Source organism: Bacillus sp. SIMBA_031 (assembly GCF_046535225.1).
GTDB classification, from domain to species: Bacteria; Bacillota; Bacilli; order Bacillales; family Bacillaceae; genus Bacillus; species Bacillus velezensis.
Genome location: NZ_JAWRXC010000009.1, coordinates 22,044 through 46,896, shown reverse-complemented (window position 1 = coordinate 46,896; position 24,853 = coordinate 22,044). Strand labels below are relative to the sequence as shown.

Annotated in this window: 22 protein-coding genes, 7 tRNA genes and 2 pseudogenes; 5 read left to right on the top strand and 26 right to left on the bottom strand. The window is 42.2% G+C overall.

What is annotated here, in order from left to right; translation table 11 throughout:
• Nucleotides 1-3: 3 nt before the first annotated feature.
• Nucleotides 4-5,103 carry an isopeptide-forming domain-containing fimbrial protein gene (locus SB724_RS17570; protein ID WP_410572142.1) on the bottom strand — a complete coding sequence of 1,700 codons (5,100 nt, stop codon included), beginning with the start codon at nucleotides 5,101-5,103 and terminating at the stop codon, nucleotides 4-6.
• A gap of 514 nt (nucleotides 5,104-5,617) precedes the next feature.
• On the opposite strand from SB724_RS17570, the gene SB724_RS17565 reads away from it, so the two are divergent.
• Nucleotides 5,618-6,628, top strand: a complete 1,011-nt coding sequence (locus SB724_RS17565) for a ketoacyl-ACP synthase III (RefSeq protein ID WP_410572140.1) — start codon at nucleotides 5,618-5,620, stop codon at nucleotides 6,626-6,628.
• 739 nt (nucleotides 6,629-7,367) lie between these two features.
• On the opposite strand, the gene SB724_RS17560 is transcribed toward SB724_RS17565, so the two are convergent.
• The 4 genes from SB724_RS17560 to SB724_RS17545 all read right to left on the bottom strand — a co-directional run bounded on the left by SB724_RS17560 (nucleotide 7,368) and on the right by SB724_RS17545 (nucleotide 10,167).
• Nucleotides 7,368-8,111 carry an SDR family oxidoreductase gene (locus tag SB724_RS17560; RefSeq protein ID WP_410572138.1) on the bottom strand — a complete coding sequence of 248 codons (744 nt, stop codon included), beginning with the start codon at nucleotides 8,109-8,111 and terminating at the stop codon, nucleotides 7,368-7,370.
• Nucleotides 8,112-8,160: 49 nt separating this feature from the next.
• Nucleotides 8,161-8,532 (bottom strand): nuclear transport factor 2 family protein, encoded by a 372-nt coding sequence (locus SB724_RS17555; RefSeq protein WP_101670027.1) that lies wholly within the window; start codon nucleotides 8,530-8,532, stop codon nucleotides 8,161-8,163.
• 35 nt (nucleotides 8,533-8,567) lie between these two features.
• A complete protein-coding gene (locus SB724_RS17550; RefSeq protein ID WP_410572135.1) occupies nucleotides 8,568-9,596 on the bottom strand; it encodes an NADH:flavin oxidoreductase/NADH oxidase in 1,029 nt (342 codons plus the stop codon).
• A 151-nt stretch (nucleotides 9,597-9,747) separates the two neighbouring features.
• Complete coding sequence (locus SB724_RS17545; protein WP_101670025.1) at nucleotides 9,748-10,167, bottom strand: MarR family winged helix-turn-helix transcriptional regulator; 420 nt, start codon at nucleotides 10,165-10,167, stop codon at nucleotides 9,748-9,750.
• Nucleotides 10,168-10,378: 211 nt separating this feature from the next.
• On the opposite strand from SB724_RS17545, the gene SB724_RS17540 reads away from it, so the two are divergent.
• Both SB724_RS17540 and SB724_RS17535 read left to right on the top strand, forming a co-directional pair.
• Nucleotides 10,379-11,026: an SDR family oxidoreductase gene (locus SB724_RS17540; protein WP_410572133.1), complete on the top strand. Its 648-nt coding sequence runs from the start codon at nucleotides 10,379-10,381 to the stop codon at nucleotides 11,024-11,026.
• A gap of 440 nt (nucleotides 11,027-11,466) precedes the next feature.
• Nucleotides 11,467-12,231: a sulfite exporter TauE/SafE family protein gene (locus SB724_RS17535; protein WP_410572131.1), complete on the top strand. Its 765-nt coding sequence runs from the start codon at nucleotides 11,467-11,469 to the stop codon at nucleotides 12,229-12,231.
• A 325-nt stretch (nucleotides 12,232-12,556) separates the two neighbouring features.
• Here the strand turns inward: SB724_RS17535 and SB724_RS17530 are convergent.
• A pseudogene (locus tag SB724_RS17530) lies at nucleotides 12,557-13,192 on the bottom strand (tetratricopeptide repeat protein); the annotation flags it as partial.
• On the opposite strand from SB724_RS17530, the pseudogene SB724_RS17525 reads away from it, so the two are divergent.
• Nucleotides 13,184-14,071 (top strand): annotated as a pseudogene (locus SB724_RS17525) (tyrosine-type recombinase/integrase); the annotation flags it as partial. The pseudogenes SB724_RS17530 and SB724_RS17525 sit on opposite strands and share 9 nt — an antisense overlap.
• Nucleotides 14,072-14,156: 85 nt before the next feature.
• Here SB724_RS17525 and SB724_RS17520 read toward each other — a convergent pair.
• From SB724_RS17520 to SB724_RS17485, 8 genes are all read right to left on the bottom strand, one after another.
• Nucleotides 14,157-14,240 (bottom strand) — tRNA-Leu (locus SB724_RS17520).
• Nucleotides 14,241-14,308: 68 nt separating this feature from the next.
• Nucleotides 14,309-14,390 (bottom strand) — tRNA-Leu (locus tag SB724_RS17515).
• An 8-nt stretch (nucleotides 14,391-14,398) separates the two neighbouring features.
• Nucleotides 14,399-14,474 (bottom strand) — tRNA-Lys (locus SB724_RS17510).
• A gap of 33 nt (nucleotides 14,475-14,507) precedes the next feature.
• A tRNA-Gln gene (locus tag SB724_RS17505) sits at nucleotides 14,508-14,582 on the bottom strand.
• A gap of 11 nt (nucleotides 14,583-14,593) precedes the next feature.
• Nucleotides 14,594-14,668, bottom strand: a tRNA-Glu gene (locus SB724_RS17500).
• 19 nt (nucleotides 14,669-14,687) lie between these two features.
• Nucleotides 14,688-14,778 (bottom strand) — tRNA-Ser (locus SB724_RS17495).
• A 3-nt stretch (nucleotides 14,779-14,781) separates the two neighbouring features.
• A tRNA-Asn gene (locus SB724_RS17490) sits at nucleotides 14,782-14,856 on the bottom strand.
• Between the two features lie 135 nt (nucleotides 14,857-14,991).
• Nucleotides 14,992-15,441, bottom strand: a complete 450-nt coding sequence (locus SB724_RS17485; RefSeq protein ID WP_202735240.1) for a SprT family protein — start codon at nucleotides 15,439-15,441, stop codon at nucleotides 14,992-14,994.
• Between the two features lie 99 nt (nucleotides 15,442-15,540).
• Between SB724_RS17485 and cmpA the strand changes: the two genes are divergently transcribed.
• On the top strand, nucleotides 15,541-15,654 hold the full coding sequence (cmpA, locus tag SB724_RS17480) for a cortex morphogenetic protein CmpA (protein ID WP_003156164.1): 114 nt from the start codon (nucleotides 15,541-15,543) through the stop codon (nucleotides 15,652-15,654).
• 9 nt (nucleotides 15,655-15,663) lie between these two features.
• On the opposite strand, the gene SB724_RS17475 is transcribed toward cmpA, so the two are convergent.
• From SB724_RS17475 to alr, 12 genes are all read right to left on the bottom strand, one after another.
• Nucleotides 15,664-17,823 carry a Tex family protein gene (locus SB724_RS17475; protein WP_410572128.1) on the bottom strand — a complete coding sequence of 720 codons (2,160 nt, stop codon included), beginning with the start codon at nucleotides 17,821-17,823 and terminating at the stop codon, nucleotides 15,664-15,666.
• A 72-nt stretch (nucleotides 17,824-17,895) separates the two neighbouring features.
• Nucleotides 17,896-18,498 (bottom strand): phosphoserine phosphatase RsbX, encoded by a 603-nt coding sequence (gene rsbX / locus SB724_RS17470; RefSeq protein WP_095061574.1) that lies wholly within the window; start codon nucleotides 18,496-18,498, stop codon nucleotides 17,896-17,898.
• On the bottom strand, nucleotides 18,498-19,286 hold the full coding sequence (gene sigB / locus SB724_RS17465) for an RNA polymerase sigma factor SigB (protein ID WP_003156171.1): 789 nt from the start codon (nucleotides 19,284-19,286) through the stop codon (nucleotides 18,498-18,500). Before sigB ends, rsbX begins: the two co-directional genes overlap by 1 nt.
• Nucleotides 19,252-19,734 carry an anti-sigma B factor RsbW gene (gene rsbW / locus SB724_RS17460; RefSeq protein ID WP_007609591.1) on the bottom strand — a complete coding sequence of 161 codons (483 nt, stop codon included), beginning with the start codon at nucleotides 19,732-19,734 and terminating at the stop codon, nucleotides 19,252-19,254. The genes sigB and rsbW overlap by 35 nt, the downstream gene beginning before the upstream one ends.
• Nucleotides 19,731-20,060 carry an anti-sigma factor antagonist RsbV gene (gene rsbV, locus SB724_RS17455; RefSeq protein WP_003156176.1) on the bottom strand — a complete coding sequence of 110 codons (330 nt, stop codon included), beginning with the start codon at nucleotides 20,058-20,060 and terminating at the stop codon, nucleotides 19,731-19,733. The genes rsbW and rsbV overlap by 4 nt, the downstream gene beginning before the upstream one ends.
• Nucleotides 20,061-20,123: 63 nt before the next feature.
• On the bottom strand, nucleotides 20,124-21,131 hold the full coding sequence (locus tag SB724_RS17450; RefSeq protein ID WP_007609589.1) for a PP2C family protein-serine/threonine phosphatase: 1,008 nt from the start codon (nucleotides 21,129-21,131) through the stop codon (nucleotides 20,124-20,126).
• A gap of 11 nt (nucleotides 21,132-21,142) precedes the next feature.
• Nucleotides 21,143-21,544 (bottom strand): anti-sigma regulatory factor, encoded by a 402-nt coding sequence (locus SB724_RS17445; protein ID WP_003156178.1) that lies wholly within the window; start codon nucleotides 21,542-21,544, stop codon nucleotides 21,143-21,145.
• A 2-nt stretch (nucleotides 21,545-21,546) separates the two neighbouring features.
• The gene (gene rsbS / locus SB724_RS17440) at nucleotides 21,547-21,912 is read right to left on the bottom strand and encodes an RsbT antagonist protein RsbS (RefSeq protein ID WP_007609584.1); all 366 of its coding nucleotides are present in this window, start codon (nucleotides 21,910-21,912) and stop codon (nucleotides 21,547-21,549) included.
• Between the two features lie 4 nt (nucleotides 21,913-21,916).
• Complete coding sequence (locus tag SB724_RS17435) at nucleotides 21,917-22,738, bottom strand: STAS domain-containing protein (protein ID WP_003156182.1); 822 nt, start codon at nucleotides 22,736-22,738, stop codon at nucleotides 21,917-21,919.
• Between the two features lie 117 nt (nucleotides 22,739-22,855).
• Nucleotides 22,856-23,206: a type II toxin-antitoxin system endoribonuclease NdoA gene (gene ndoA / locus SB724_RS17430; protein ID WP_003156187.1), complete on the bottom strand. Its 351-nt coding sequence runs from the start codon at nucleotides 23,204-23,206 to the stop codon at nucleotides 22,856-22,858.
• A gap of 5 nt (nucleotides 23,207-23,211) precedes the next feature.
• Nucleotides 23,212-23,493, bottom strand: coding sequence for a type II toxin-antitoxin system antitoxin EndoAI (gene endB, locus SB724_RS17425; protein ID WP_003156188.1), 282 nt, complete (start codon nucleotides 23,491-23,493; stop codon nucleotides 23,212-23,214).
• A 119-nt stretch (nucleotides 23,494-23,612) separates the two neighbouring features.
• On the bottom strand, nucleotides 23,613-24,782 hold the full coding sequence (alr, locus tag SB724_RS17420) for an alanine racemase (protein ID WP_045206846.1): 1,170 nt from the start codon (nucleotides 24,780-24,782) through the stop codon (nucleotides 23,613-23,615).
• Nucleotides 24,783-24,853 lie beyond the last annotated feature (71 nt).

Here is a 24,853-nt window from a genome sequence, read left to right as displayed (position 1 = left end):
ACATCAGGCATTTCTTTTTCTTCTAAAGTACCAAAATGCGGTTCCGGCTGCTACCAATACTAAACCAACAAGGATCAGATTATACGTATTTGTTGCTGTATTTGGAAGTTCTTTTCCTGTATTTATCTTTCCACCTGTTTTTTCTGGTGTTGGTTTGCTTGGCTTAGCAGGTTCATTTGGTTTATCAGAACCTTTCGATACAACATTCATCTCTGCTTTTGGCTTATCAGGATTATCAATACTGCTGCCATTTACAGTCGCCACGTTTATAATGGTTTTGCCTGCATATCCCGACTCAATTTTCGCTTGGAATGTCACAGTCCGCCACTCAGTGTCAGTGATATCACCAAAGTTAGCAGTAATCTTGCCATCCTTGATTGTTGCTTTTCCGCCGTTGCTCGCTTTCAAGCTGCCTTTGACATATTTCAATCCAGCTGGAAGATCATCTGAAATCACCAGATTTTCTACTTTACCGTCGGATACTGTATTTCGGGTTTTAATGGTGTATACTACCGTATCCCCTGCTTCATACTTTTCCTTATCTGAATCCAAGTTCTTCACTGTTTTTTCAGATTCTAAAACAGGATTTCGCGGATATACCTTCACTTCATGGCTTGGCTTGTCAGGGGTCTTGATGTTGTCACTGCTGATGTTTGCAGTGTTGACGATATCTTTACCTGCTTGGCCGGACTTCACTTTTGCTTCAAATGTTACAGAGTGCCATTTCGTATCGGTCACATTGCCAAACTCACCTGACGCTTTGCCATCGGCATAATATCCATGATCATCATCTTGGTCATCACTTGCCGCTGTACCATCCACTTTTAATGTACCCGGCACATATTCTATTCCTTCCGGAAGAGAATCCGAGATGACAAGATTTTTGACAAGGCTGTCTTCAATTGTGTTTCGGGTTTTGATTGTGTAAAGAAGCGTGTCGCCAGATTCCGGATGATCCGCATCTTTATTTCCATCAGCTTTTTCCTTAAGAGAGGCTATTTTCTTTGATTCTAATTTTGGATCCTTCAGATCCACTTTGATATCTGTTCCCGGTGTATCTGGTGTGTCGATATTGCCGCCGTCAACGGCTGCCACGTTTTTAATCGTTTTATCCGCATATCCGGACTTGATTTTCGCTTGGAAGGTCACAGTCCGCCACTCGGTGTCAGTTACGTCACCAAAGTTAGCTGTGATTTTGCCGTCCTTGATTGATACTTCTCCGCCGTTGCTCGCTTTCAAGCTGCCTTCAACATATGACAAGCCGGCCGGAAGTTCATCTGAAATCACCAGATTTTCTATTTTACTGTCGGATACTGTATTCCGGGCCTTAATTGTATAAACAACCGTATCGCCCACTTCGTATTTCTTTTTATCTGTGTCGAGATTCTTCGCTGTTTTTTCGGATTCTAAAACAGGATCTCGCGGATATACCTTCACTTCATGGCTTGGCTTGTCAGGAGTCTTGATATTATCACTGCTGACATTTGCAATGTTGACGATATCTTGGCCCGCTTGGCCGGACTTCACTTTTACTTCGAATGTCACAGAGTGCCACTTCGTATCAGTCACATTACCAATGTCGCCTGACGCTTTGCCGTCGGCATAATATCCATGATCATCATCTTGATCATCACTTACCGCTGTACCATCTACTTTCAATGTTCCTGAAACATATTCTAAGCCTTCCGGAAGAGAATCTGAGATGACAAGATTTTTAACAAGGCTGTCTTCAATTGTGTTTCGGGTTTGGATCGTGTAAAGGAGCGTGTCGCCCACTTCTGGGTGATCAGCATCCTTATTTCCTTCAGCTTTTTTCTTAAGAGAGGCTGTTTTCTTTGATTCTAATTTTGGATCCTTCAGATCCACTTTGATGTCTGTTCCTGGTTTATCCGGTTTGTCAATGTTGCCGCCGTCAACGGTGGCAATGTTTTTAATTGTTTTTTCCGCATATCCGGACTCGATTTTCGCTTGGAATGTTACAGTCCGCCACTCAGTATCAGTGACGTCACCAAAATCAGCTGTGATTTTGCCGTCCTGGATTGTTGCTTTTCCGCCGTCGCTCGCTTTCAAGCTGCCTTCGATAAAAGTAAGGCCGGCTGGAAGTTCATCTGAAATCACCAGATTTTCTACTTTACCGTCGGATACTGTGTTTCGGGTCTTAATCGTGTAAACAACCGTGTCGCCTGCTTCGTATTTCTTTTTGTCTGTGTCGAGATTCTTTGCCGTTTTTTCCGATTCTAAAACAGGATCTCGCGGATATACTTTCACTTCATGACTTGGCTTGTCAGGATCACTGACATTGTCACCGCTGATGTTCGCCGTGTTGACAATGTCTTTACCTGCTTGTCCGGCTTTGACTTTCACTTCAAATGTCACGTTATGCCATTTCGTGTCAGTAACATCGCCAAACTGCCCTGCCAATTTGCCATCTGCATATTGACCTTGGTCATCATCTTTGCTGTCTGTTACGGCAGCGCCGTCCACTTTCATTGTCCCTGATACATATTCCAATCCTTCTGGAACTGCGTCTGAGATGATAAGATTTTTCACAAGGCTGTCTTCAATCGTGTTTCGTGTCTGGATTGTGTAAAGAAGCGTGTCGCCCACTTCTGGATGGTCCGCATCTTTGTTTCCTTCAGCTTTTTCCTGAATGGAGGCTGTTTTCTTCGACTCAAGCTTAGGATCCTTCGGGTCAACTTTGATATCTGTTCCCGGTTTATCAGGATCATCGATATTTCCGCCGTCAACCTCTGCCACATTTTTAATTGTTTTGCCTATATAGCCGGACTCAATTTTCGCTTGAAATGTCACAGTTCGCCACTCAGTATCCGTGACGTCGCCAAAGTTCGCAGTAACCTTACCGTCTTTCATTGCCGCTTCCCCGCCATTGCTTGCTTTTAAGCTGCCTTCAACATAGGTGAGACCGGCTGGAAGTTCATCTGAAATGGACAGGTCTTCTACTGTGCTTTCAGTAATTTTATTCCGTGTCTTGATGGTGTAGACAACTGTGTCGCCCACTTCAAATTTATCCTTGTTCGAATCGAGGTTCTCCGCTGTTTTTTCAGACTCTAACACAGGATTACGCGGATATACCTTGACTTCATTATTCGGCTTATTAGGATTGTCTACATTATCGCCACCTACGGTTGCAGTGTTGACAATATCTTTCCCTGCTTGGCCAGGCTGCACTTTCACTTCAAATGAAACATTATGCCATTCCATATCAGTGATATCGCCGAATTGGCCGTTTACTTTGCCATCTGCATAATCGCCTTCATCATCGCCCTGTGCGTCAGTTACAGCTGTACCATCTACTTTCAATGTACCCGGCACATATTCAAGACCTGCAGGGATCGCATCTGAAATAGACAGATTTTTCACAATACTATCTTCAGAAATATTACGGGTCTGAATCGTGTACTGAAGCTTGTCTCCGACTTCAGGGTGGTCTGCATCTTTATTTCCTTCAGCTTTTTCCTGAATAGACGCCGTTTTCTCTGACTCAAGCTCCGGATTTCTCGGATATACTTTGACCTCGTTGTTCGGCTTATCCGGATCATTGATATTGTCTCCCGTCACGCTTGCCGTGTTCACAATATCCTTGCCTGATTGGCCGGACTTCACCTTCGCTTGGAATGTCATGGTATGCCATCCAGTGTCAGATATATTGCCAAATTGGCCCTCCGCTTTGCCTCCGGCGTAATAGCCTTTATCACCGTCTTGTGCATCGCTTGCCGCTGCACCGTCTACTTTCAATGTTCCGGGCACATACTCTAATCCTTCCGGAATCGCATCCGAAATAGTCAGATTTTTCACAATACTGTCTCCGGAGGTATTTCGGGTCTGAATCGTGTATTGAAGCGTATCTCCGACCTCCGGATGATCCGCATCCGTGTTGCCATTCGCTTTTTGTTGAATGGATGAAGTTTTCTTTGATTCAAGCTTAGGTTCGTTAAAAGTGATCGGTGTGGTCACTTCATTTGATTCAGTATTTTTCTCTTTATTTGTCAACAAACTGCCGTAATTAATTTGTGCCTTGTTGTGAATTTCCTTAACGGAATAATCCGACAGCGTTTTCACTTTAAATTGAACAGTGACTCCATTAGGCAGATTCGTCGTATTAGGCAAATTCCCCAACTTAACGTTTACCTTGCTGCCGTCAAACTGGCCTTCATCACCGTCAGATGTATCAGTTAGATTTTTTGTGGTCGAACCGTTGATCAATTTTAACGATCCAGAGACATATTTCGTTCCCTCTGGTATGAGATCGGTGAAACTCGCGTCTGATGCAATATCTCCGCCTTCGTTCTTGATTTGAACAGCGTATGTAAGCTCATCCCCGGCGTGCACTTCTCCCTGTGGTGAAACTGACTTATTTGCAGTTACGCATGGTTCTGTTCCAAGAAAAATGTCATCCAGAAAGTTGCCGGCTCCTATGTTTCCAGCCGCTGTACTTACAGCTTCAAAACCGAATCGCGTTGTCGTTTGGCCTGCTGGAACAGTATAAGAACCTGTATGAGTTCCCCATGCAGTTTTTCCATCAGAAAATTGTTTTTGAACAACGGTATCGTACGGATTATTAGTAGCTGCCCCTATGCGAACCTGCATTGTGTCAACACCTTGCCGCCCCATATGGGATAAGCGCCAATAAATCGTTTGTCCTGGCGTTGTTTTCACGTCTTGATACAACATGCCATTCTCAAAAGCGTTTAATTCCGCCCATCGATTGCCATCTGGCGGTGCAGGCCAATTCTTTACGGTTGAAGGAATGTTGTCTTTATAATTCCATATTTCGATTGCCTTCTGGCCAGAAGAATCATCAGTCGTTTTCCAGCCAGGCACCTCGGATTCGAGATAATAGAGACCAGAATCATTAAATGCTGATCCTCTTGCAGCACCCTGCTCAAAGCTACCATTAATCAACGCGACTGGGGCAGGACAAGTAGTATATGCACTTTGAGCTACCTCTGTATTATCTTCAGCATGAATATGACTTGGCAAAACGGTCAACACGTTGCCGGCAATCAATAACAAAACTGCAAACATCATTAGGGTTTTCCTAAGATGCAGTATGTAAGTTTTAGGCACAAAGCCCTTCCTCATAGACTTCCACTCCCATTATTTAATTTTTTATGAACCTACCTCCTGATAAATTCGTGCAAATCGGAATATTTGTACTTTATATGACCTCCTCTCGAATTAAATATATATAACAAATAAATCTTTTACAATGTGACAAAATATTCATATATTCGTCATAAAATAAGGGTTGATTACAAAAAACATCAATTATCTGTATTAATTTGTAAAGAGTATTTTGTCCTTTTTTGTGTGAATTTGTTTAATTTTCTAGATATAAGTGATTTATTCAAATCTCGATTGCAAAAAATAGGAGGCGAGAAGAACAAACCATTGATCAGCAGCATCAATATAAAATGATTTGACTCTGATGCAAAAACAAAGAAGATACCAATATAGTTTGGTATCTTCTTTGTTATTCGAGTCCCTCAAAATATTCAGTCAACATTTTCACGAAGTTTATTTACTTTTTCTAAAAGCATACATTATAATACTTTAAAAAGTTAGACAAATCACACAACTAAGGAGATTATTCTAAATGACCGTTCAAAGTGTAGTCATCAAAGAATTAGCAATGTACCATCCCAAAAGAAAAGTAACCAATAAAGAAATGCTAAAGCATTTTACTTCTATTGGGCAAGATGAACAAGAAGTAGAAAACTTCTTGAAAAAAATCGGTAAAAAAGATCGATATATCACTGAGGATGGAGAGACTACATTATCTATGGCCATAGAAGCCTCAAAAGCAGCTTTGGCAAAGGCAAACTTATCTGGAGAAGATATTGATCTTCTTGTATTTTCCTCTGGAACTCCTGAATATTTATTTCCTCCTAATTCACTCATTGTTCATAATGAGATCCATGGTAAACGAGAAGCAGTGGTTTATGACGCAAACTCCGCTTGTGTAGGGATGGTTGTTTCATTAGATCAGGTTTCTAAAGCCTTACTTGGCAATCCAGATTCAAAATATGCCTTAATTGTTGGATCAGAGAGAATGTTCCACTATGCTGAAAAACACGACCCGTTTTCTTATGGCAATTTTGGAGATGCTTCTTGTGCGATCATTCTTGAAAAAGTAAATGCAGAAGGGCTGGGCGTTTTGGACTCCTCTTATAATACAGATTCGCATTACTATAAAGAATTGGTCTTCCCTGCATGTGGTATGTCAAACATTTTAAATGAAAATATTCCTAAAGAGGAAAAGCTGTTTGTATGGGCAAGCAATTTAAGCTGCGGAAGAGTATTTGATTACGGAACGACTCAAATTACAAGTTTGCTGGACAAACATGGTTTAACGACTAAAGATATAAAACAATATTTCTGCACCCAAGTGTCTTTTGATGCTGTCAATAATATGTTGCAGCCAATAGAAGAAGATCCTGATAAGTTGTTTGTGATTGGTGACGAATACGGATACACTGGGACGAGCAGTCCTTTTATCGCTTTACAAAAAGCAGTGGAAAGCGGAAAAGTTCAACGAGGAGATTATATTATATTTTGGTCGATTGGTGCTGGGTATACTGCTTGTGCTATATTAATGAAATACTAATTCAACACATACCTTGATTAAGAAATATAATTGCATGCTTTAAAAAGTGATAACTTGTTTCTTTCTGATGCTTTTCGAATTTTTCTATGTTAGTTTAGATTTTTTCATGAATCTATGCCATTCTCTAATAGTGAGTATTTCGCTTTCCTTCTTTTCGTATCGTTTTTTTATCAAAAGCTTAATCCAAAAAAAGATTAAGCTTTTTTAATTATTTGAGTGACCTATGCCCCTGCCCTATCTGCAGCAATTTTGATCTTAGTATTATGATTACTTGGTAAATAAGTTAATGAAAATACACTACCTTAAGTAACTGGTGATTTTTGGTGAGTAAGTCCTTTTTAAAGGCCATATTTTCCGCATAAACAAAAAATACCAAAGGTGTCAAAACCCTTGGTATCATTGGGACCGGCCGAGAGGACTTGAACCTCCACGGGTTATTCACCCGCTGGGCCCTCAACCTAGTGAAAACATATTATCAGTTACAAAATCCTATTATTTCAAGTATTTGATGTCATTCATTACACTCATTTTCATCTTTCATTTTGGGCACAAAATGGGCACTGTTTTCGAGACAGTAATCCACTGAATATTGTGTAGTTATACATATGTCACTCGTGTCTCTTCATGGGTATTCCTAAAGGGGCTTAATACGTCTAAAAAAAGAAAAACAAATGATATTCCCAACTATAAAGAAACCCGTTTAAACTCAAAAAGATATGTTTAAACGGGTTTATAGAGCTTACCACTGTTGAGCAGTAGGTGTAACAAATACATCATTTATCAATACATCAGAAGGCTGATCGACAACAAAAGCAATTGTCTTCGCGACATGGTCTACATCAATAGCTACTTCATCCAGGTTATTCAATACACCTTTCACGTCGCTGTCTGTGACAGTATCCTGCCAATTAGTAGCTATAACACCAGGGGAAACCATGGATGCCTGTATGTTATACTTAACAGATACCTCTTTGCGCAAGCTTTCAGTTATTGCCTTCACAGCAAACTTTGTTGCGCTATAGACACCATGCCCCTTTCCTACTGCATGTCCTGCAATAGATCCAACATTTATGATTTGTCCTTTTCCTTGCTGTTTCATATGCGGCAGTACTGCTGCAATACCGTACAGAGTACCTTTCAGGTTTAAGTCAATCATTTTTTCCCACTCATCTACATGCGCATTGTCCCACATGGAAAACAACATGAGACCAGCGCAGTTGATTAGCGTGTCAACTCTATCGAATTTTTCAATAGCATAGTCGATTAAGGCTTGGACGTCTTCTTTATTGGTAGCGTCCGTTGCTTTGTATACAGCAATCCCGTTATTACTTGAAATACGATTTACAATCTGCTGAAGCTTATTTTCACTTCTTGCAGCCAATACAACCTTTGCACCATGTTCAGCAAGATAGCTTGCTGTTACCTCACCTATTCCGCTTGATGCACCTGTAATGACAACAACCTTATCTTCAATATATGACATGACAAAAAAACTCCTTTTTGTACGTGATTCCTTATTTTCACAAACCCGTTTATCCGTGTAAATGAAATACCTTACCAATCACTTTCCATTCTCCATTAACTTTAAGCAACTGATGATAGTCTGTGTAGGACTCTCCGTAAGCATCGTTTTCTAGGCTAATACGAGCTGTGGCAATTGTGCCTTCTACATCTAAAATGTCGATTCTTGACTTGAGATCTGGCGCGGCGCCTGCTTCATCAACAAAATCCCATAAATTCTTAATGGTGCCTCCGAGAAAACCATTAGAATTATATCCATACATTGTCGCATCTTCGTGGAAAGCTGGCTGCATAACTTCTTTCTTTCCAGTCACAAGTCCTTCTACATACTTGCCGATCACCTCAACTATTTGGTTATAATCCTTGATTGGTGTTTTACTCATTTTCTATTCCTCCTTATGTTATAGATTGGAATGAATTAAAAACGGAAACCGTCAGTATACTGTTTTGGTACAGATGTCTCTTTTCTCAATTGCTTAGCAGCTTCAAGAGTCCAGTAAGGATTTCTTAGCATACCTCGGCCAACAGCGATAAGATCTGCTTCTTCATTACCGATGATCGCATTAGCTAATTTTGAATCATCGAGTCTTCCTACAGCGATTACTGGAACTTGTAACGCTTTTTTGATTCTTCTTGCAAGTGGAGCTTGGTAAGCTGCGTGTGTTCCTGGTCGTCCCCAAGCAGCAATCTGTCCTTCACCACCAGAAGAGATATCAAACATATCCACTCCTGCTTCTTGATAGGCTTTAGCGAATTCGATGCTTTCTTCTATGCCATATCCGCCCTCAACATATTCTTTTGCAGAGATACGCATTAGTAATGGCATTTCGGCAGGCATTTCTTCTTTAGCAGCCTGGATGATTTCTCGACCAAATTTAGTCAAGTCTTTACCATATTCATCATCTCTTTTGTTTGTAAGTGGAGAATGGAACTGATGAATCAAATAGCCATGCGCCCCATGGATTTCGATCGTATCAAAACCAGCTTTGATTGCACGTCTTACCGCTAAACGAAATTTTTCTACCATTCCTTTCACTTCTTCGGTTGAAAGCGCTCTTGGTGTTTTAGATTTCTCATCAAAAGGGATTGCGGAAGGTGCAACCGGTACATCTGCATCTTCAGCTTTACGACCAGCATGCGCAATCTGGATCCCCACTTTAGCTCCATGCTTATGAATAGCTTCGACAATTCTTGCAAGTGCCGGGATTTGTTCATCGGACCACAAACCTAAGTCATAGTCGGAAATTCTTCCATCAGGTTCTACATCAGTCATTTCAATCATGATAAACCCAGTTCCACCAACTGCACGGCTTACGTAGTGCAAATAATGCCAATCAGTTGCAACACCGTCTTTCTTGTCGACAGAGTACATACACATCGGAGACATGACAACGCGGTTCTTCAGCTCCAAATTCTTAATTTTAAAAGTACTAAATAGATCTTGCATGTTTAAACATCCTTTCTTCTTAAAATAAATGTATGTGTCATACATATAAAATAAAATATGCATGCATCATGCATACAATTTATCTCTAAATCGTTAAAAAGTCAAATCAAAGAGCTTTTAAAATTTCAAGCCCTTTGACAGATAAAGCTGTTTATAGTTCATTTATTAGCTCTTTCACTATTGTATCCAAGTTATGCGTTTTTAAATGCTTTTGTAAGATCTCATGGAAAACCTGAAGGCTTTTCTGAAGTTTATTTTCCCCCAGTTCCGTCAATCTGGTATAGGTGCCCCTGCGATCATCTGAACAAATATGTTTCTCTAAGGCACCACAACTGTTGGCCTCCATGTTCCCCACCAGTCTGGAAAGAGCACTTTGGCTTAAACCTATCTTTTCCTGCAACTGTTGCAGCCTAAGGCTTTTGTCCGGTGACTTAGAAAGATAATAAAGAACATAGAACTCTTTAATCGAAAGGCTGAATTCAGCCTGTAATATGCTTTCCAATTCCTTTTTTATTGTATTTTGTATAGTATCCAGCGATAACCACTGATCCATGAACTCATTTGTATTCATAACTTAACTTCCCACCAGTCGCTCAAGTATATTCTTTTTTAAGTATATGACAAGCAGACTTTTTACTCAAATCATTAATTATATGTATGCAGCAAGCATATAATTTGATACATTTGTATTTACATGGGATATTGGAAACAAAAGAAGGAAAATCTAACTTCAAGTTCTTCTTGGGAAGTTATGCTAAATTTTTTTGAAATGAGGGATTAATTTGAGCAAGGTATTCATTATTGGAGCGAATGGGAAAGTTGGTAAAAATCTAGTCAATGTCTTGAACGAAAAAAAGGAACATGATGTAGCCGTCGGATTAAGGAAAGAAGAGCAATTTTCTTACTTTGAGGATAAAGTTGTTCAACCAATTCACCTAAATTTAGAAGACGATATAGAAACAATAACCGAAGCCATCAAAGGGATTGATGTTGTTGTCTTCACAGCAGGATCTGGCGGACATACAGGTCCAGATAAAACACTTATGATCGATTTAGATGGAGCAGCAAAGGCTGTTGAGGCAGCTGAAAAAAATGCCGTAAAGCAATTCATTATGGTCAGCAGCATTGATTCAGACCGGCGGGATTATTGGAAACCAGAGAGTATGAAACCTTACTTTATTGCGAAACATTATGCTGATAGAATTCTTAAAGAAAGTAATCTGAACTACACCATCTTACGACCAGGTGTTCTTTCTGACGAAAGAGGAACTGGAAAGATAACCACTGACCCTGCTGGTTCAGAGACCTCTCGTATATCCCGAGAAGATGTGGCACGCGTTATAGAAGCATCAATTGGAAACGAGAGAGCATACAGAAAAATCGTAACGCTTTTAGAAGGAGACACCCCCATAGAATCATTGTACAAATGATTTAAAATACTTGGGAAAAAGGGCCTTATGCTAGGCTCTCTTTTTCTGATGATATAAATAAATGATTATCTCAAATTCTTTTAATACTATACACTAATTCCAACCTTGGTTGGCTTAATATAAACTTTCAAGGGGATTTTGTTATGAAAACTACCTGTTCTTTAGAAACGCTATATTATCTTACAACTGAACAGAAATCACTTTTTTCGAGATGCTATCCATTGTGGGTGAATTGTCTAATAACAAGCAGGGATTTTGCTAACAAGCTAAAGGTAACAAAAGCTTGTTTTGAAGAAATCATCACGGTTTACGATTCTCTTGTATAGTTTACCAATTCTGATAATCGTAAGATAGGCTAAATTCTGAAAGTCCGTAAGACAGAAAAAGCAGAAATAAGGATATGCTTAAAACCATTTCAAACTTTCTAAGGAGGAAAAGTTATGGAGGACATTAACATTTACACAGTGCTGCTTGTCATTTGTTTTGGTTTTTTTGCTGCGTTTATTGATTCTGTTGTAGGAGGAGGCGGATTAATCGCATTACCTACATTGTTATTCTTAGGATTGACCCCAGCTCAGGCTGTTGCTACAAACAAATTAGCTGGAACAATAGGATCATTAACAAGTACATTTATGTTTTACCGTTCTGGAAAGATTGACTTCAAATCCATTTCCAAGTTATTCCCACTCGTTTTCATCGGTTCTATGGCCGGGGCATGGACAGTCCATTTAATGGACCCCGAATTGCTTAAACCTTTAATGCTGGTTATGCTGGCAGCTGTCGCAGTTTATACCATCCTTAAAAAGGATTGGGGAAGTATCTCAACCTATAAAAAACTATCTGTCCGCCATTTTATTATTTTTATCCTTTTAATTTTTGCAATCGGTTTTTACGATGGATTTCTCGGACCAGGAACAGGTTCATTACTAATGTTTGCTTTCTTAATGATCGGATTTGATTTTTTAAAAGCAGCAGGCAATGCAAAGTTTTTGAATTTCGGCAGTAATATTGCTGGCTTGCTGATGTTTATGTACCTAGGGCAAGTCAACTATACATATGGTTTGCTAATGGGACTTGCACAAATTGCTGGCGCAGTTTGTGGCTCAAAGTTTGCAATTAGAAGAGGTAGTAGTTATGTGCGTACTTTATTCATTGTGGTAACCTGCTTGCTGTTAGTTAAAAATGTGTATGATTATATTCATTGAAAGTCTCTCGTTACTCAATAAAAGAGGCTTTCTCTTTCAAAAAGGCAACGCCCCTTTTTTTAATACAAGGTCTTCTAATTGCACTTATTTTGAAAAATACGCCATAGACCTTTCATTTGCGTACTGAATAATTTACGACAAAGCAAGCAACCTCTAAATCCTTCAATATGGTTGAAGTAAGGACACTATTTCAGTATTTCGTTCAAATAAAAGAGGAAGGGTTCTAATCCCCCTACCTCTTTATGCACCAACTCGGTCTGCTGCAATATTGAAACCACCATTTGAAGCATTGTCTGTATCTGAAAAGTGAGTAAATGCTAAGATGCTACTTAACACCATTACTGTCAATAGAATTCGGCTGATCTTCATTTATAATCTCTCCTTTCTTTATTTTTCGTCTCGCCTCAATACTAATACGATAATACTCATTTGATAGCTCTAAATTCCCCCGATGATGAAAATAATGCCCAATTTCGGTTGCAAAATTTTCAACGTCAGCAAACATTTTTCTGTCTGTAAGATAAGAAAATGCTTCATTAATTAAATGATATTCACCATTAGAAAAATAAAGTCCTTCCAAAATTTTAAACTTTGCTATGTATTCCTTATCCTTATTCTTTTCAGCTACCTCTTTACCCTGCAAGTAATACTCCTGAGCAACATTAAAATTTTTTCTTTTCGCCTCAACATGAGCCATAGCAAATAAAGCTTTCGTTAAAAAACTTTGTTCAGATTTTTCAAAAATCTTAATTGATAAGTCCAGATGATTAGCAGCATTATCGTAATCCTTTAATTCCTCATAACAAATTCCAATATTCATGTGAGACATACCAATCAAATGATGAATTTTTATATCCTCAGCAATATCTAAAGCCTTTAAAAATTGCTGTAAAGCCATTTCAAACTCCAAAGAATCAATTAAATTACCTGCTACAATAAATTGACATCGTAATGTCTGGACTCAAGTAAACCGGGTTATCATAGTGTACAGTTATACACAATCAACAAACATATACGAGATTATTTTGAACATGCAGATATTAAAAGAATTACACACAATGAGATCATTGAATTCAGAAAACATCTTATTGAAAAAAAATTGAGTAACAAGTCAGTAAATAACCTTTTAGCTACATTGAGCCAATTATTTGAAAAAGCAATAAATGAAGATGTGATAAAAGAAAACCCTTGTGGCAAAGTTAAGAGATTACCTCTAAACCATAAAAAAATGAAGTTTTGGAGACCTGAAGAATTCAAAAAATTTATCAGTTTCATTCCTGACGATCAACTATTATTTAAAACATTTTATACAACAGCTTACCTGACAGGATTAAGATGCGGCGAAATGTTAGCTTTGCAATGGAACGATATAGACCCCTACATAATGGAACTGGATATTCGAAAGTCAGCCACTCTTATAAAAGGTGAATTTATTGTTACTAAACCAAAAACAAGGAATGGCTTCCGGCGTATAAGTATAAACCAAAAATTATTACATCTATTAGAACATTGGAAACGACACCAAAAAGAATTATTCAAATCATTGATGATTCCTCATTCAGAAAACACTTATGTATTTCAATATAAGGATACACCATCATCAAAGGATATTTTCAGCCGAAAGATAAAATATTTTTGCAGAGACACCGACCTAGAGCCAATCAGATTACATGATTTTCGACACTCACATGTTGCTCTTTTAATAAATCAAGGTGAAGACTACATCACAATAAAAGAACGTCTAGGTCACGCTTCAGTGAAAACAACGATTGACGTATATGGCCATTTATATCCTAACAAACAGAAAGAAATGGCTAACAAATTAGACGACTTACTATAAGTTAGTGGACACTTTTGGTCACAAAACACATTTTTTTAAAAGAAATAAAAAATACCAAGGGAGTCAAAACCCTTGGTATCATTGATGCGGCCGAGAGGACTTGAACCTCCACGGGTTATTCACCCACTAGGCCCTCAACCTAGCGCGTCTGCCATTCCGCCACGACCGCGTGCTATGAAGCTGTCTTTCCACTAAGCATATAAGCTAGTGATGATGATCAGCACTTCGAAAAGAAAGTGCGGGTGAAGGGACTCGAACCCCCACGTCGTAAGACACTAGATCCTAAGTCTAGCGCGTCTGCCAATTCCGCCACACCCGCGTGACAAGTGGTGAGCCATGAAGGACTCGAACCTTCGACCCTCTGATTAAAAGTCAGATGCTCTACCAACTGAGCTAATGGCTCGCTCTAAAAGTGATTCAAAATTTTTAAATAAAATGGCTGGGCTAGCTGGATTCGAACCAACGCATGACGGAGTCAAAGTCCGTTGCCTTACCGCTTGGCTATAGCCCAACGAAGGTAAATGGTGACCCGTACGGGATTCGAACCCGTGTTACCGCCGTGAAAGGGCGGTGTCTTAACCGCTTGACCAACGGGCCGTCTGGTTGAGAACTTATCTGGCGGAGAAGGAGGGATTTGAACCCTCGCGCCGCTTACGCGACCTACACCCTTAGCAGGGGCGCCTCTTCAGCCACTTGAGTACTTCTCCATATGGCTCCACAGGCAGGATTCGAACCTGCGACCGATCGGTTAACAGCCGATAGCTCTACCACTGAGCTACTGTGGAATAATCAGACTTTCTTCATTATAAATGATGCGACATATTGTGTCAAGAAGCAACATTTATTTTTTTAAGAAAGTGTCGTTGTCTCTCAACGACTTTTATAATTTAACATAGAACATTAAAGTGAGTCAAGCCTTTTTAAAAAATTCTTTTGATTTTCCCTCTGCATTTTCCGCAGGCATATCTTTCCGGGTTCATTGCCCGCTTCTTTATATACTGTTGGCCGCAGGCCGCGCATCTATACATATATGTTTTCTTTTGTGTCTTTTTGGTTTGCAGCGGCGTGCAGAATCTCGGCGCTCCGACTTTCTGAAGCAGTTCTCTGAAGTCCTTGTCTCTGTGCTTGTACCCTTTTCCTTCAAGGTGAAGGTGGTAATGGCACAGCTCGTGTTTAATGATTCCTTCCAGCTCGCTCTGCCCGTGTTCGAGAAGATATTTTCGGTTTAATTCGATGTTATGGGAAGACAGCATGTACCGACCGCCTGTCGTTTTCAGCCGGTCATTGAAAAAGGCCCGATGACGGAACGGTTTTCCGAAATCCTGTGCAGAGATGTCTTCCGTCAGCTTTTGAAGTTGTTCGTTATCCATATGTGCACCCCGCTTTAAAAACATTGAACGGGACAATTCACCGTTCGCATACAATGTGTTAAAACCGACCTCTAACTAAAAGCTGAGGAGGAATGAGCCATGCCGAATTGGCTGATGAAACAAATGCAAAAAGCGTTTTTAGAAAAGGACAATTACCAAATCAAACTGCTGAACCAGTGCTGGTATTTCTACAGAAAAAAACACTGCTCGTAAGCAGTGCTTTTATTTTACCATAGACAGCGACACTCTGCCTTTTTGCACGTCCACCCCTTCGACCCATACGGTGACGATGTCTCCGACCGATACGACGTCGAGAGGATGTTTGACGTATTGATTGCTCAGTTTTGAAATGTGCACAAGCCCGTCCTGTTTGACGCCGATATCGACGAAAGCGCCGAAATCTACAACGTTGCGGACGGTGCCCTGCAATTCCATTCCTTCCTTTAAATCCTCAAGCTGCAGAACGTCTTTTTTCAGCAAAGGCTTCGGCACTTCGTCACGAGGATCTCGCTCCGGCCTTGTCAGCTGCCCGCAAATATCCGCAAGTGTAAATTCCCCTATACCAAGCTCTTCAGCCGTTTCAGACAGCGGCAATGCGCTTATTTTCTCTTTTACGTCCGCGCTTCCGATCTGATCCGCAGTGAGCTGCAGTTTTTTGAGCAGCGCCTTTGTCTCTTTATAGCTTTCCGGGTGTATCCCGGTGCGGTCGAGCGGCTCCGGTCCCCCGGGCACTCTCAAAAAGCCGATGCACTGTTCATATGTTTTTGCGCCGAGACGCGGGATTTCTTTCAGCTCTTTGCGATTTGTAAATTTTCCGAGCTCTTCCCTTTTTTTAACGATATTACCGGCAACGGTTTTGGATAACCCGGCTACATATTGAAGCAGCGCGGCTGATGCTGTATTGACATTCACCCCGACTTGGTTGACGACGGTCTCTACGACAAAACGGAGTGATTCATTTAAATGCTTTTGGCTGACATCATGCTGGTATTGCCCGACGCCGACGGATTTAGGATCAATTTTTACAAGCTCGGCCAGCGGGTCCTGCAACCTCCGCGCGATGGAGACGGCGCTGCGCTCTTCGACCTGAAAATCCGGAAATTCTTCACGGGCGATTTCTGACGCGGAATACACGCTTGCTCCGGCCTCATTGACGATGACATAATAAATGTCCCGCTCTGTTTCTTTCAGCACATCAACGACGAATTGCTCTGTCTCCCGTGATGCCGTGCCGTTTCCGATCGCCACAACCTCGACTTCGTACCGGTCCAGCAATTCTTTGATTTTTTTTCGGGCTTCCGCTGTCTTTTTTACAGGAGCGTGCGGGTAAATGACGTCGATTTTCAACACTTTTCCCGTCTCATCAACAACTGCCAGTTTGCACCCCGTACGGAAGGCCGGATCGACGCCGAGCACAACTTTCCCCTTCATCGGCGGCTGCAGCAGGAGCTTACGCAGGTTTTCAGCGAAAATATGAATCGCCTGCGCGTCTGCTTTTTCTGACAGCTCTTTGCGGATATCGCGCTCAATAGCCGGCTGGATCAGGCGTTTGTACCCGTCCTCAATGGCTTCTTTCAGCGTTTCTTTCACAGGCGTTTCACGGTGTTTGATGATTTGCTTTTCTAAATAAGCTTTTATCTGATCGGCGGGCGGTTCGATCGCAATCTTTAAAATGCCTTCTTTTTCACCGCGGTTCATCGCAAGCACTCTGTGAGGAACGACCTTTTGGATCGGCTCTTCGTACTCGTAGTACATTTCATAGACGTTTTTCTCGTCATCTGCGGCTGACTTGCCTGTTGCGGAAGTGAGAATTCCTTTTTTATACGTTTCCTGGCGAATCCACTTTCTGAAATGAGGATCATCCGAGATTTGTTCGGCTATGATGTGCTTCGCGCCTTCGATGGCTTCCTCTCTTGAAGCGACTTCTTTTTCTGCACTGATATATTGATCAGCGATGTCGTGAAGGCGGTTTTCTTTCGGGAGAGAAAGTATATAGTCCGCAAGCGGTTCAAGGCCTTTGCTTTTGGCGACGGTGGCTTTTGTTTTCCGTTTTTGTTTGAAGGGACGGTATAAATCCTCGACTTCCTGAAGCTTGACCGCTTGTTCGATTTTTTGCTTCAGCCCTTCCGTCAGCTTGTCCTGCTCAGAGATCAATCTGATGACTTCTTCTTTCCGCTGCGTCAGGTTTTGTATGTATTGCCACCGCTCGGAGATTGCCTGAATCTGCACCTCGTCCATTGAGCCGGTCTGCTCTTTTCGGTACCGCGCAATAAACGGGACGGTATTGCCGTCTTCCAGCAGGCGGATGACACTTTCGACATGTTTTTGGGATAACGCTGTTTCTTCAGCAATTTGTTTTTTCAAAAGGGCTAACGTTTCCATATCACAAAAGCCTCCATCTCTTCATTCTTTCTCTAGTGTATCAAAAAACGGCGGAACATAAAAAAAGCAGCCTTACGATAAAAGCTGCCCTAGAATATAGGTCAAATCATCACGTCTGGATGTTGTGTACGGATGAAGTGATTTTGATATATCTTCTATTGAGTGTCCCTGCTTTAAGCAGGTGCGGATATGCGGAACCTCAAGCCCATCCGTGTAGATGATGAACCTCGCCCCTTTATCGTATGATGACGTATACGTTTTGTATCTTTGCGGTTTGCCTGAGAGGTAACCCGAAATCGGCAGCGGATGAAAGACTTCGCCTGATGGGGAGTGCAGGAAGAAACGGACATTGCCGATCGAGCAGTATGTCAATTCCCTTTTGATGAAATTGATTTTTAAGATGGAGGCAGTCGCCCCTCTTTTGTTTTTCATCGCTTGATTGCAGCGCTCAATGATGCTTTCCACATCCTCATCCGCATACGTTTCCACGATGTCTTTAATGGCTGACGAGGATTCGTTGGCAAGAGATCCGCTGCCGAGACCGTCCGCTACCGCGCAAACTAATTCTTCTTCATTCGCCTTCATAAAAAAGCTGTCGCCGCATATGGACTTGCCTTCTTTATTTAATTGGTATACAAGAGTTTGAACATGTTCATTTTCTTCAACCTGAATCATTACATTAGCTCCATGGAGGGATCTCCAATCAAGGCCTCTCTCAGTTTTTTCACCGCTTTCCGCTGCAGGCGCGAGACGTGCATTTGAGATATTCCGAGAATGTCCCCTGTTTCTTTTTGGCTTTTATTTTGCACAAATGTTAGATCGATAATCTGTTTTTCGCGGTCGGACAGCACATGAAGCACGCTTTTGATCATCATCTGCTGGTTGACGCGTTCGTATCCTTCCTCCTGCGACCCGACGATATCTAAAATCGTGACGGTGCTTCCGTCCGCATCCGCTTCGATGCTGTGATCGACAGACAGCGCCTGATAGCTTTTTCCCATCTCCATCGTTTCAAGCACTTCCTCTTCTGACACATCGAGAAAGGCTGCGATTTCTTCGACTTTCGGCGACCGCTGCGTCTCTGTCGTCAGCTGATCCACCGCCATTTTAATGCGCGGCCCGAGTTCTTTAATCCGTCTCGGGACGTGTACGCTCCATGTTTTATCTCTGAGGAAGCGTTTGATCTCGCCGATGATGGTCGGAATCGCAAATGCTTCAAAGGATTTGCCGACCTCGGGATCATACCGTTTAATGGCTCCGAGAAGTCCGATCATCCCGACCTGGCGGAGATCTTCATGAAAGCTTTTTCCTTTTGAATATTTCTTTGCCAGCATTTCGACGAGATTGGTATACACCTCGACGAGTGTTTCCTGGGCTTCTTTATTATCATGTGTTTGAAAGTCGCGTATGAGCCGATCAACTTCATCTTTAGTTAGTTTCGTAGTTTTTGATGGTTGTGCCATGATCAACTCGCTCCCCATTTAAATACTTTGTCATCGCCACGGTTACGCCAGAGTTGCTTTGAACTTTGACTTCATCCATGAGCGTTTCCATTAAATACAGACCGAGCCCTCCTTCTGACAATTGATCGACTGTGTGCGAAGGTGTGTACGGCCCGAGATCCTGCTGCTTCTGATCAAAATCAAAGCTGTCTCCCTGATCGGCGACAATGACCTCCAGCCGATCCTCAAACACACCGAACCGCACGGATACTTCTCCCTTATTTTCATCGTTGTATGCATGCTGGACAGCGTTTGTACAAGCTTCGCTGACAGCGATTTTTAAATCTTCAATGTCATCATAAGTATAGCCCATTCTGCTTGCGACCCCTGATAACGTAAGCCTGACGATTCCTACATATTCCGGTTCGGCCGGAATTTTCATCTCTATATAATCAACTGATGTACTCATTGCACGCCACCTTCTGACTTTGCCGAAATGTCGATGATGTCCTTAAGCCCCGTAATTTCAAACAGACGGACGAGCCGGTCGGAAAGATTCTCAAGCTTCAGAGAGCCGCCTTCCTTGCTCACCGTTTTAAACACGCCTACAAAAACGCCTAAACCCGTACTGTCCATATAATTTACATCTTTTAAGCAGATTCTCATGTCCTTCCCCTCGTTTGCCAGGGGCATCAGCTTTTCACGAACCACCGGAGCTGAGTATACATCGATTTCTCCAGCGATATTGATTTGTATATCTGAAAGATTCTCCTTCATATCTACCGTTAAATTCATCGTATCACCTCTGAAAGTTATCCTTACTCGTGCTAATGGCTTTTTACCCGTGCTGCTGTTTTTTTAAACCTTTCTTTTCAAAACAATTAACGTAAAATCGTCATGAAGCTGAAAGTCCTGGAGTCTCAGCAGGCTGTCGTAAATATTTTTGACCATATCCTGCGCGGAGCAGTCCATATGTTCTTCCAGCATGCGCTGAATGTCGCTGCGTTCTAAGAAACCGTTTTCGGTACGGCATTCGGTGACGCCGTCAGAAAAAAGAACGATCATGTCTCCTTCGTCCATGTGCTGTTCATATTGGCTGTAATCAAAATCCTGAGAAATTCCCAGCACCAATCCTTTTGCCTCCAGATCATAAAACTTTTTTTCTTTTTCAGAGTAGTAGAAGCCCGGTTCATGCCCCGCAGAGGCATATGTAAATTGGTGATTTTTCGTATTGTAGTTTGCGTAAAACATGGTGATAAACATGCTTGAGTCCACGTTCTGTTCTACAACGCGGTTAAGATTTTTCAGCACTTGGGAGGGGTGAATGCCGGTCTCCGGAAGAGAGTCCATGGCATACTTGATCATCGACATGCACAATGCGGCGGGTATTCCTTTTCCGATGACATCGGCTATCGCGATGTTAATCGATTCCTTGTCTTTGACAAAGTGATAATAGTCCCCGCTCATCTGTTTGGCGGGGACGCTGATTGCCCCGATATCCAGGTCTTCTTCTTCAGGAATTTTTGTGCCAAGCAGCGTCTGCTGAACATTTGCGGCAATTTCAATTTCTGAACGAAGCTCCTGCTGGATATCTCTCAGACTTTGATGTTCCTGATAAGCCATCCCGTAGCCAATCATGACTTCTATTAAAAAATCCAGCGAATGAAAAACATCTTCCGGCAGATCCGGATACAGTTCCTTTACTACTTTTCGGTGGATGCTGATGATCTCCTCCGGAGGAACCTGATGTTCAATCGTTTTTCGGCTGAATTTTTGGGCTTGATATAAAGATGTTTCTGTTAATTCGGCTATATATCGGCTAAGCAGCTGATGATACCGCTGCTCTATAACCTCCCTGAAATCCACGTTCTAACCTCCTACCGAAGCCATTTCACGGCTTGAATCTCTGTTCCTTCCTCTGCAACAGATTGCAGGCTGAATTCGTCCATCAGCCTTTTGACGCCCGGAAGGCCCGCTCCCAGTCCGCCTGACGTTGAAAAGCCGTCTTCCATCACTTTACGGATGTCGGGGATTCCGGGTCCTTTGTCTTCTGCTATAATTTTAAGGCCTTTTTTCCCTCTGTCGTTTACTTGTTCTATGCTGACCTGGCCCTTGCCTGCATATAAGTAAATGTTTCTGGCCAATTCTGAGATAGCCGTCGTGATTCTGGCCTGGTCCACCGTGCCGAAGCCTAATTCCTTCGCAACGTTGCGGCCAAGCTGTCTGGCGGCTACGATATCCCATTCTGTCATGATTTTCACACAGGATTGGTCGTTCATCGCTATTCCCCCAATTCCCGCTTCAATGTCTCAAGCCCTTGCTCTAAATCGAGCGCTGTTTCGATTTCCTCAAGTGAGATTCCGAGTTCAATCAATGTGACCGCCACAGCCGGCTGAATTCCCGTCAATACGACATTTGCGCCCATCAATTTAGACATGGTGATGACATCGCCGAGCACTTTCGCGATAAATGAATCGATCATGTCAACGGATGTCAGGTCAATGACGACCCCGTTTGCGCCGGTTTCATAGATTTTGTTCAGCAGATCTTCTTGAAAATGCAAAGCTGTCTGGTCGTCAAGTTCCCATTGGATGGATACCAATAAGCAGTTATACAGTTTCAGGATCGGGATTTTTGGATGTCTCACAATGTTATTCCCCCAATGAAACGATTTTTCGATTTGTCATTTCAAGCGCTGTTTGAATTCCTTTTTGAAGGGTATTCTTCGTAATAACCTGCGACAAATCAATTCCCAGATTAACGATCGTCTGCGCGATTTCCGGACGGATTCCGACGAGCAGGCATTTCGCGCCGACAAGCCGCACCGCTTCCGATGCCTGGATAATATGGTGCGCCACCATCGTATCAACGACCGGCACGCCCGTGATATCAATTAATACAACCTGTGAACGGTGCTTCACGACGCCGTTTAACAGATTTTCCATAATGTGCTTTGCGCGCTCCGTATCAATCGTCCCGACAAGCGGCATGACCGTTACATGCTCAAATACCGGGATCAGCGGAGCCGACAATTCCTGAAGCGCGATTTTTTGCAAAGTAACCGTTTTTTCCCAGGAGATAGAATACTGATTTAAGATTTCCGTGTTGATCGGATTGAAAAAGCTGTCTATTTCCAAAATCAAATCTGCTCTGTCCTGATCGGCCATATTAAGGTCGACCATCGTTTCGTAAAGCAGTTTCCAAAACTCTGACAGGGTGGCTGAAAGAAGTTTCAGTGACAGGCCGAGCTGAACGGCGCGCAGTGCGAGTTCACTGATCTGCTCTTCCGTAGCCTCGTCATTTTTAGTCGATAATAAAAGAATGTCTATATAATCTTTACAAATATTTTCACATATGTGATTCGTAAGCTGATAGTCTTCCTGATTGCCTACTTCTTTTAGTTTGGCTGTCCAAGTATCAAGCAGTTCATCATGCTGATCAATGATGAACTGATACACTTTCTGATTCGACATGGGTTTCACTGACCTCCCGACACAAAACAACAAATTTTGTTTGATTATCTCTTTATTATAGCGCTTATGTTTTTCGAAAACAAAAAAAGTTGCTCTATATGAGCAACCAAAATATGACTAAAAATCAATGAGTGCCAAACTGATTTGCAAGGCTTCATCAACCTTATCCATCATTTCATCATCCAGATGAGTTATTTTATCCGTTAATCTTTGCTTGTCAATCGTCCGAATTTGCTCCAGCAAAATAACGGAATCTCTTTCAAAACCGTAGCGTTTTGCATCAATTTCGACGTGGGTTGGTAATTTCGCTTTCTGTATTTGGGCTGTTATGGCTGCAACAATAGCAGTCGGGCTAAAGCGATTTCCGATATCATTTTGGATCACTAAAACCGGGCGTACGCCGCCTTGCTCTGAGCCAACAACAGGAGATAAATCAGCAAAATAAACATCGCCGCGCTTTACAATCAAAATGATTATCCTCCGCTGACTAAGCGCTCAACGGTCGTTTCTGCTTCGCACTCAGCATAGTGAGCCTCAGAAGAGATATTCAAGTTGATTTTCGCCATTTCCATATACCCGCGTCTCATCAAATCACGGTTATGGCGAGTTGTCCGTTCGCTGACATACGCTCTCACTGCTTGTGATATCAGTTCGTTTCTGCTTCGTTTCTCCCGCATCGCTACACCATCCAATTCAGCTACTAAGTTTTCAGGCAAGCTGATTTTCATTTCGGTTCTTGCGCTGGATTCAGACAAAAAACATACACCTCCACCAAACTTACGGATACGACCAATACATCCATCCAGACATAATGATACCATTATTCAAACGTCAAGCAAAGCTGTTTTATAAATTCTCTTTTTCCGGATGACGGCTACTTGTTTGTATTATCTTGCAGTAAAGGATTTCTTACTTCCATTATACTCTCATTTTCCAAAAACATACGGGGAACGCGGGAACTAATGGTACAAGGGACCTCGTAATTAATCGTCCCAAGCCGCCCTGCGATTTCATCCATCGTGATCGTTTCTTCCTTCTGGCCGCCGATCAGGGTGACTTTGGTGCCCGGCGGATAAGATTGATCTAATTCGACCATCAATTGATCCATGCAGATTCTTCCCGCGATGTTCATCCGTTTGCCTCCGATCAGCACAGACGTGCCGCTCAGCTTGCGGAGCCACCCGTCCGCATAGCCGATGGGGACCGTTCCGATCCATTGATCCTTCTCTGCCGTATATGTTGCGCCGTAGCTGACGCTTTCCCCTTTGCGGATCTTTTTCACATGGGATAAAACAGAGTGCAGCGCAAAAGCCGGTTTTAAATGAAACGGAATTTCGCTTTGGATGTCAGCAGAAGGACGAAGCCCGTACATACTGATGCCGAAACGAACCGCGTTAAAGAAGCCTTTTTTAAGACGAAGTCCGGCAGCGCTGTTCGCGCAGTGCACCATCAATTCTTTTAAAGGGAGCGGAGCGATCAATTTTTTAAAGCGGTCAAACTGGAAGAGGAAATAATCTCTGTTTTTCTCATCCGCGGTAGCAAAGTGGGTGAATACGCCTTTACAGACTAAACCGGGATTTTGGCTGAGGATTTTTAACACGCTTTGGATTTCTTCCTCCGTTTTGACTCCGAGTCTGTTCATGCCGGTGTCGACTTTCAGATGAAACGGCACTGTTTCACTTCCGAGGTGGCGCGCAGCTTCCTGAAGCCATTCAACAGAATACCCCGTGAGTGTTACGTCATACTCGGCAGCTGCTTGTACATATTCGGGCGGCACGGCGCCAAGAACGAGAATCGGCGCTGTAATGCCCCGTTTTCTCAATGAAATCGCTTCATCCAGTATGGCTACGGCAAGACAAGAGGCACCCGCTTCAAGCGCGGCTTTCCCAACTTCCAAATCTCCGTGGCCGTAAGCGTTCGCCTTTACAACCGCCATGAGATGGACGTTTTGCCCGATGTGTTTTTTCATATGCGTGACATTTTCTTTAATCGCGGACAGGTTGATTTCCGCCCACGTTTCTCTGTAAAAGGATGCTGTGTTCATTCGATACACTTCCTAGCATTATTTTCAATTCATATTGTTATTATCATACTAAAATTATTCTGCAAAGTGAA

Excerpts from the sequence above, each read along its gene's own strand:
- SB724_RS17570 (WP_410572142.1), bottom strand. The coding sequence starts at position 5,103 with ATGAGGAAGGGCTTTGTGCCTAAAACTTACATACTGCATCTTAGGAAA.
- SB724_RS17565 (WP_410572140.1), top strand. The coding sequence starts at position 5,618 with ATGACCGTTCAAAGTGTAGTCATCAAAGAATTAGCAATGTACCATCCC.
- SB724_RS17560 (WP_410572138.1), bottom strand. The coding sequence starts at position 8,111 with ATGTCATATATTGAAGATAAGGTTGTTGTCATTACAGGTGCATCAAGC.
- SB724_RS17555 (WP_101670027.1), bottom strand. The coding sequence starts at position 8,532 with ATGAGTAAAACACCAATCAAGGATTATAACCAAATAGTTGAGGTGATC.
- SB724_RS17550 (WP_410572135.1), bottom strand. The coding sequence starts at position 9,596 with ATGCAAGATCTATTTAGTACTTTTAAAATTAAGAATTTGGAGCTGAAG.
- SB724_RS17545 (WP_101670025.1), bottom strand. The coding sequence starts at position 10,167 with ATGAATACAAATGAGTTCATGGATCAGTGGTTATCGCTGGATACTATA.
- SB724_RS17535 (WP_410572131.1), top strand. The coding sequence starts at position 11,467 with ATGGAGGACATTAACATTTACACAGTGCTGCTTGTCATTTGTTTTGGT.
- SB724_RS17485 (WP_202735240.1), bottom strand. The coding sequence starts at position 15,441 with ATGGATAACGAACAACTTCAAAAGCTGACGGAAGACATCTCTGCACAG.
- cmpA (WP_003156164.1), top strand. The coding sequence starts at position 15,541 with ATGCCGAATTGGCTGATGAAACAAATGCAAAAAGCGTTTTTAGAAAAG.
- SB724_RS17475 (WP_410572128.1), bottom strand. The coding sequence starts at position 17,823 with ATGGAAACGTTAGCCCTTTTGAAAAAACAAATTGCTGAAGAAACAGCG.
- rsbX (WP_095061574.1), bottom strand. The coding sequence starts at position 18,498 with ATGATTCAGGTTGAAGAAAATGAACATGTTCAAACTCTTGTATACCAA.
- sigB (WP_003156171.1), bottom strand. The coding sequence starts at position 19,286 with ATGGCACAACCATCAAAAACTACGAAACTAACTAAAGATGAAGTTGAT.
- rsbW (WP_007609591.1), bottom strand. The coding sequence starts at position 19,734 with ATGAGTACATCAGTTGATTATATAGAGATGAAAATTCCGGCCGAACCG.
- rsbV (WP_003156176.1), bottom strand. The coding sequence starts at position 20,060 with ATGAATTTAACGGTAGATATGAAGGAGAATCTTTCAGATATACAAATC.
- SB724_RS17445 (WP_003156178.1), bottom strand. The coding sequence starts at position 21,544 with ATGAACGACCAATCCTGTGTGAAAATCATGACAGAATGGGATATCGTA.
- SB724_RS17435 (WP_003156182.1), bottom strand. The coding sequence starts at position 22,738 with ATGTCGAATCAGAAAGTGTATCAGTTCATCATTGATCAGCATGATGAA.
- alr (WP_045206846.1), bottom strand. The coding sequence starts at position 24,782 with ATGAACACAGCATCCTTTTACAGAGAAACGTGGGCGGAAATCAACCTG.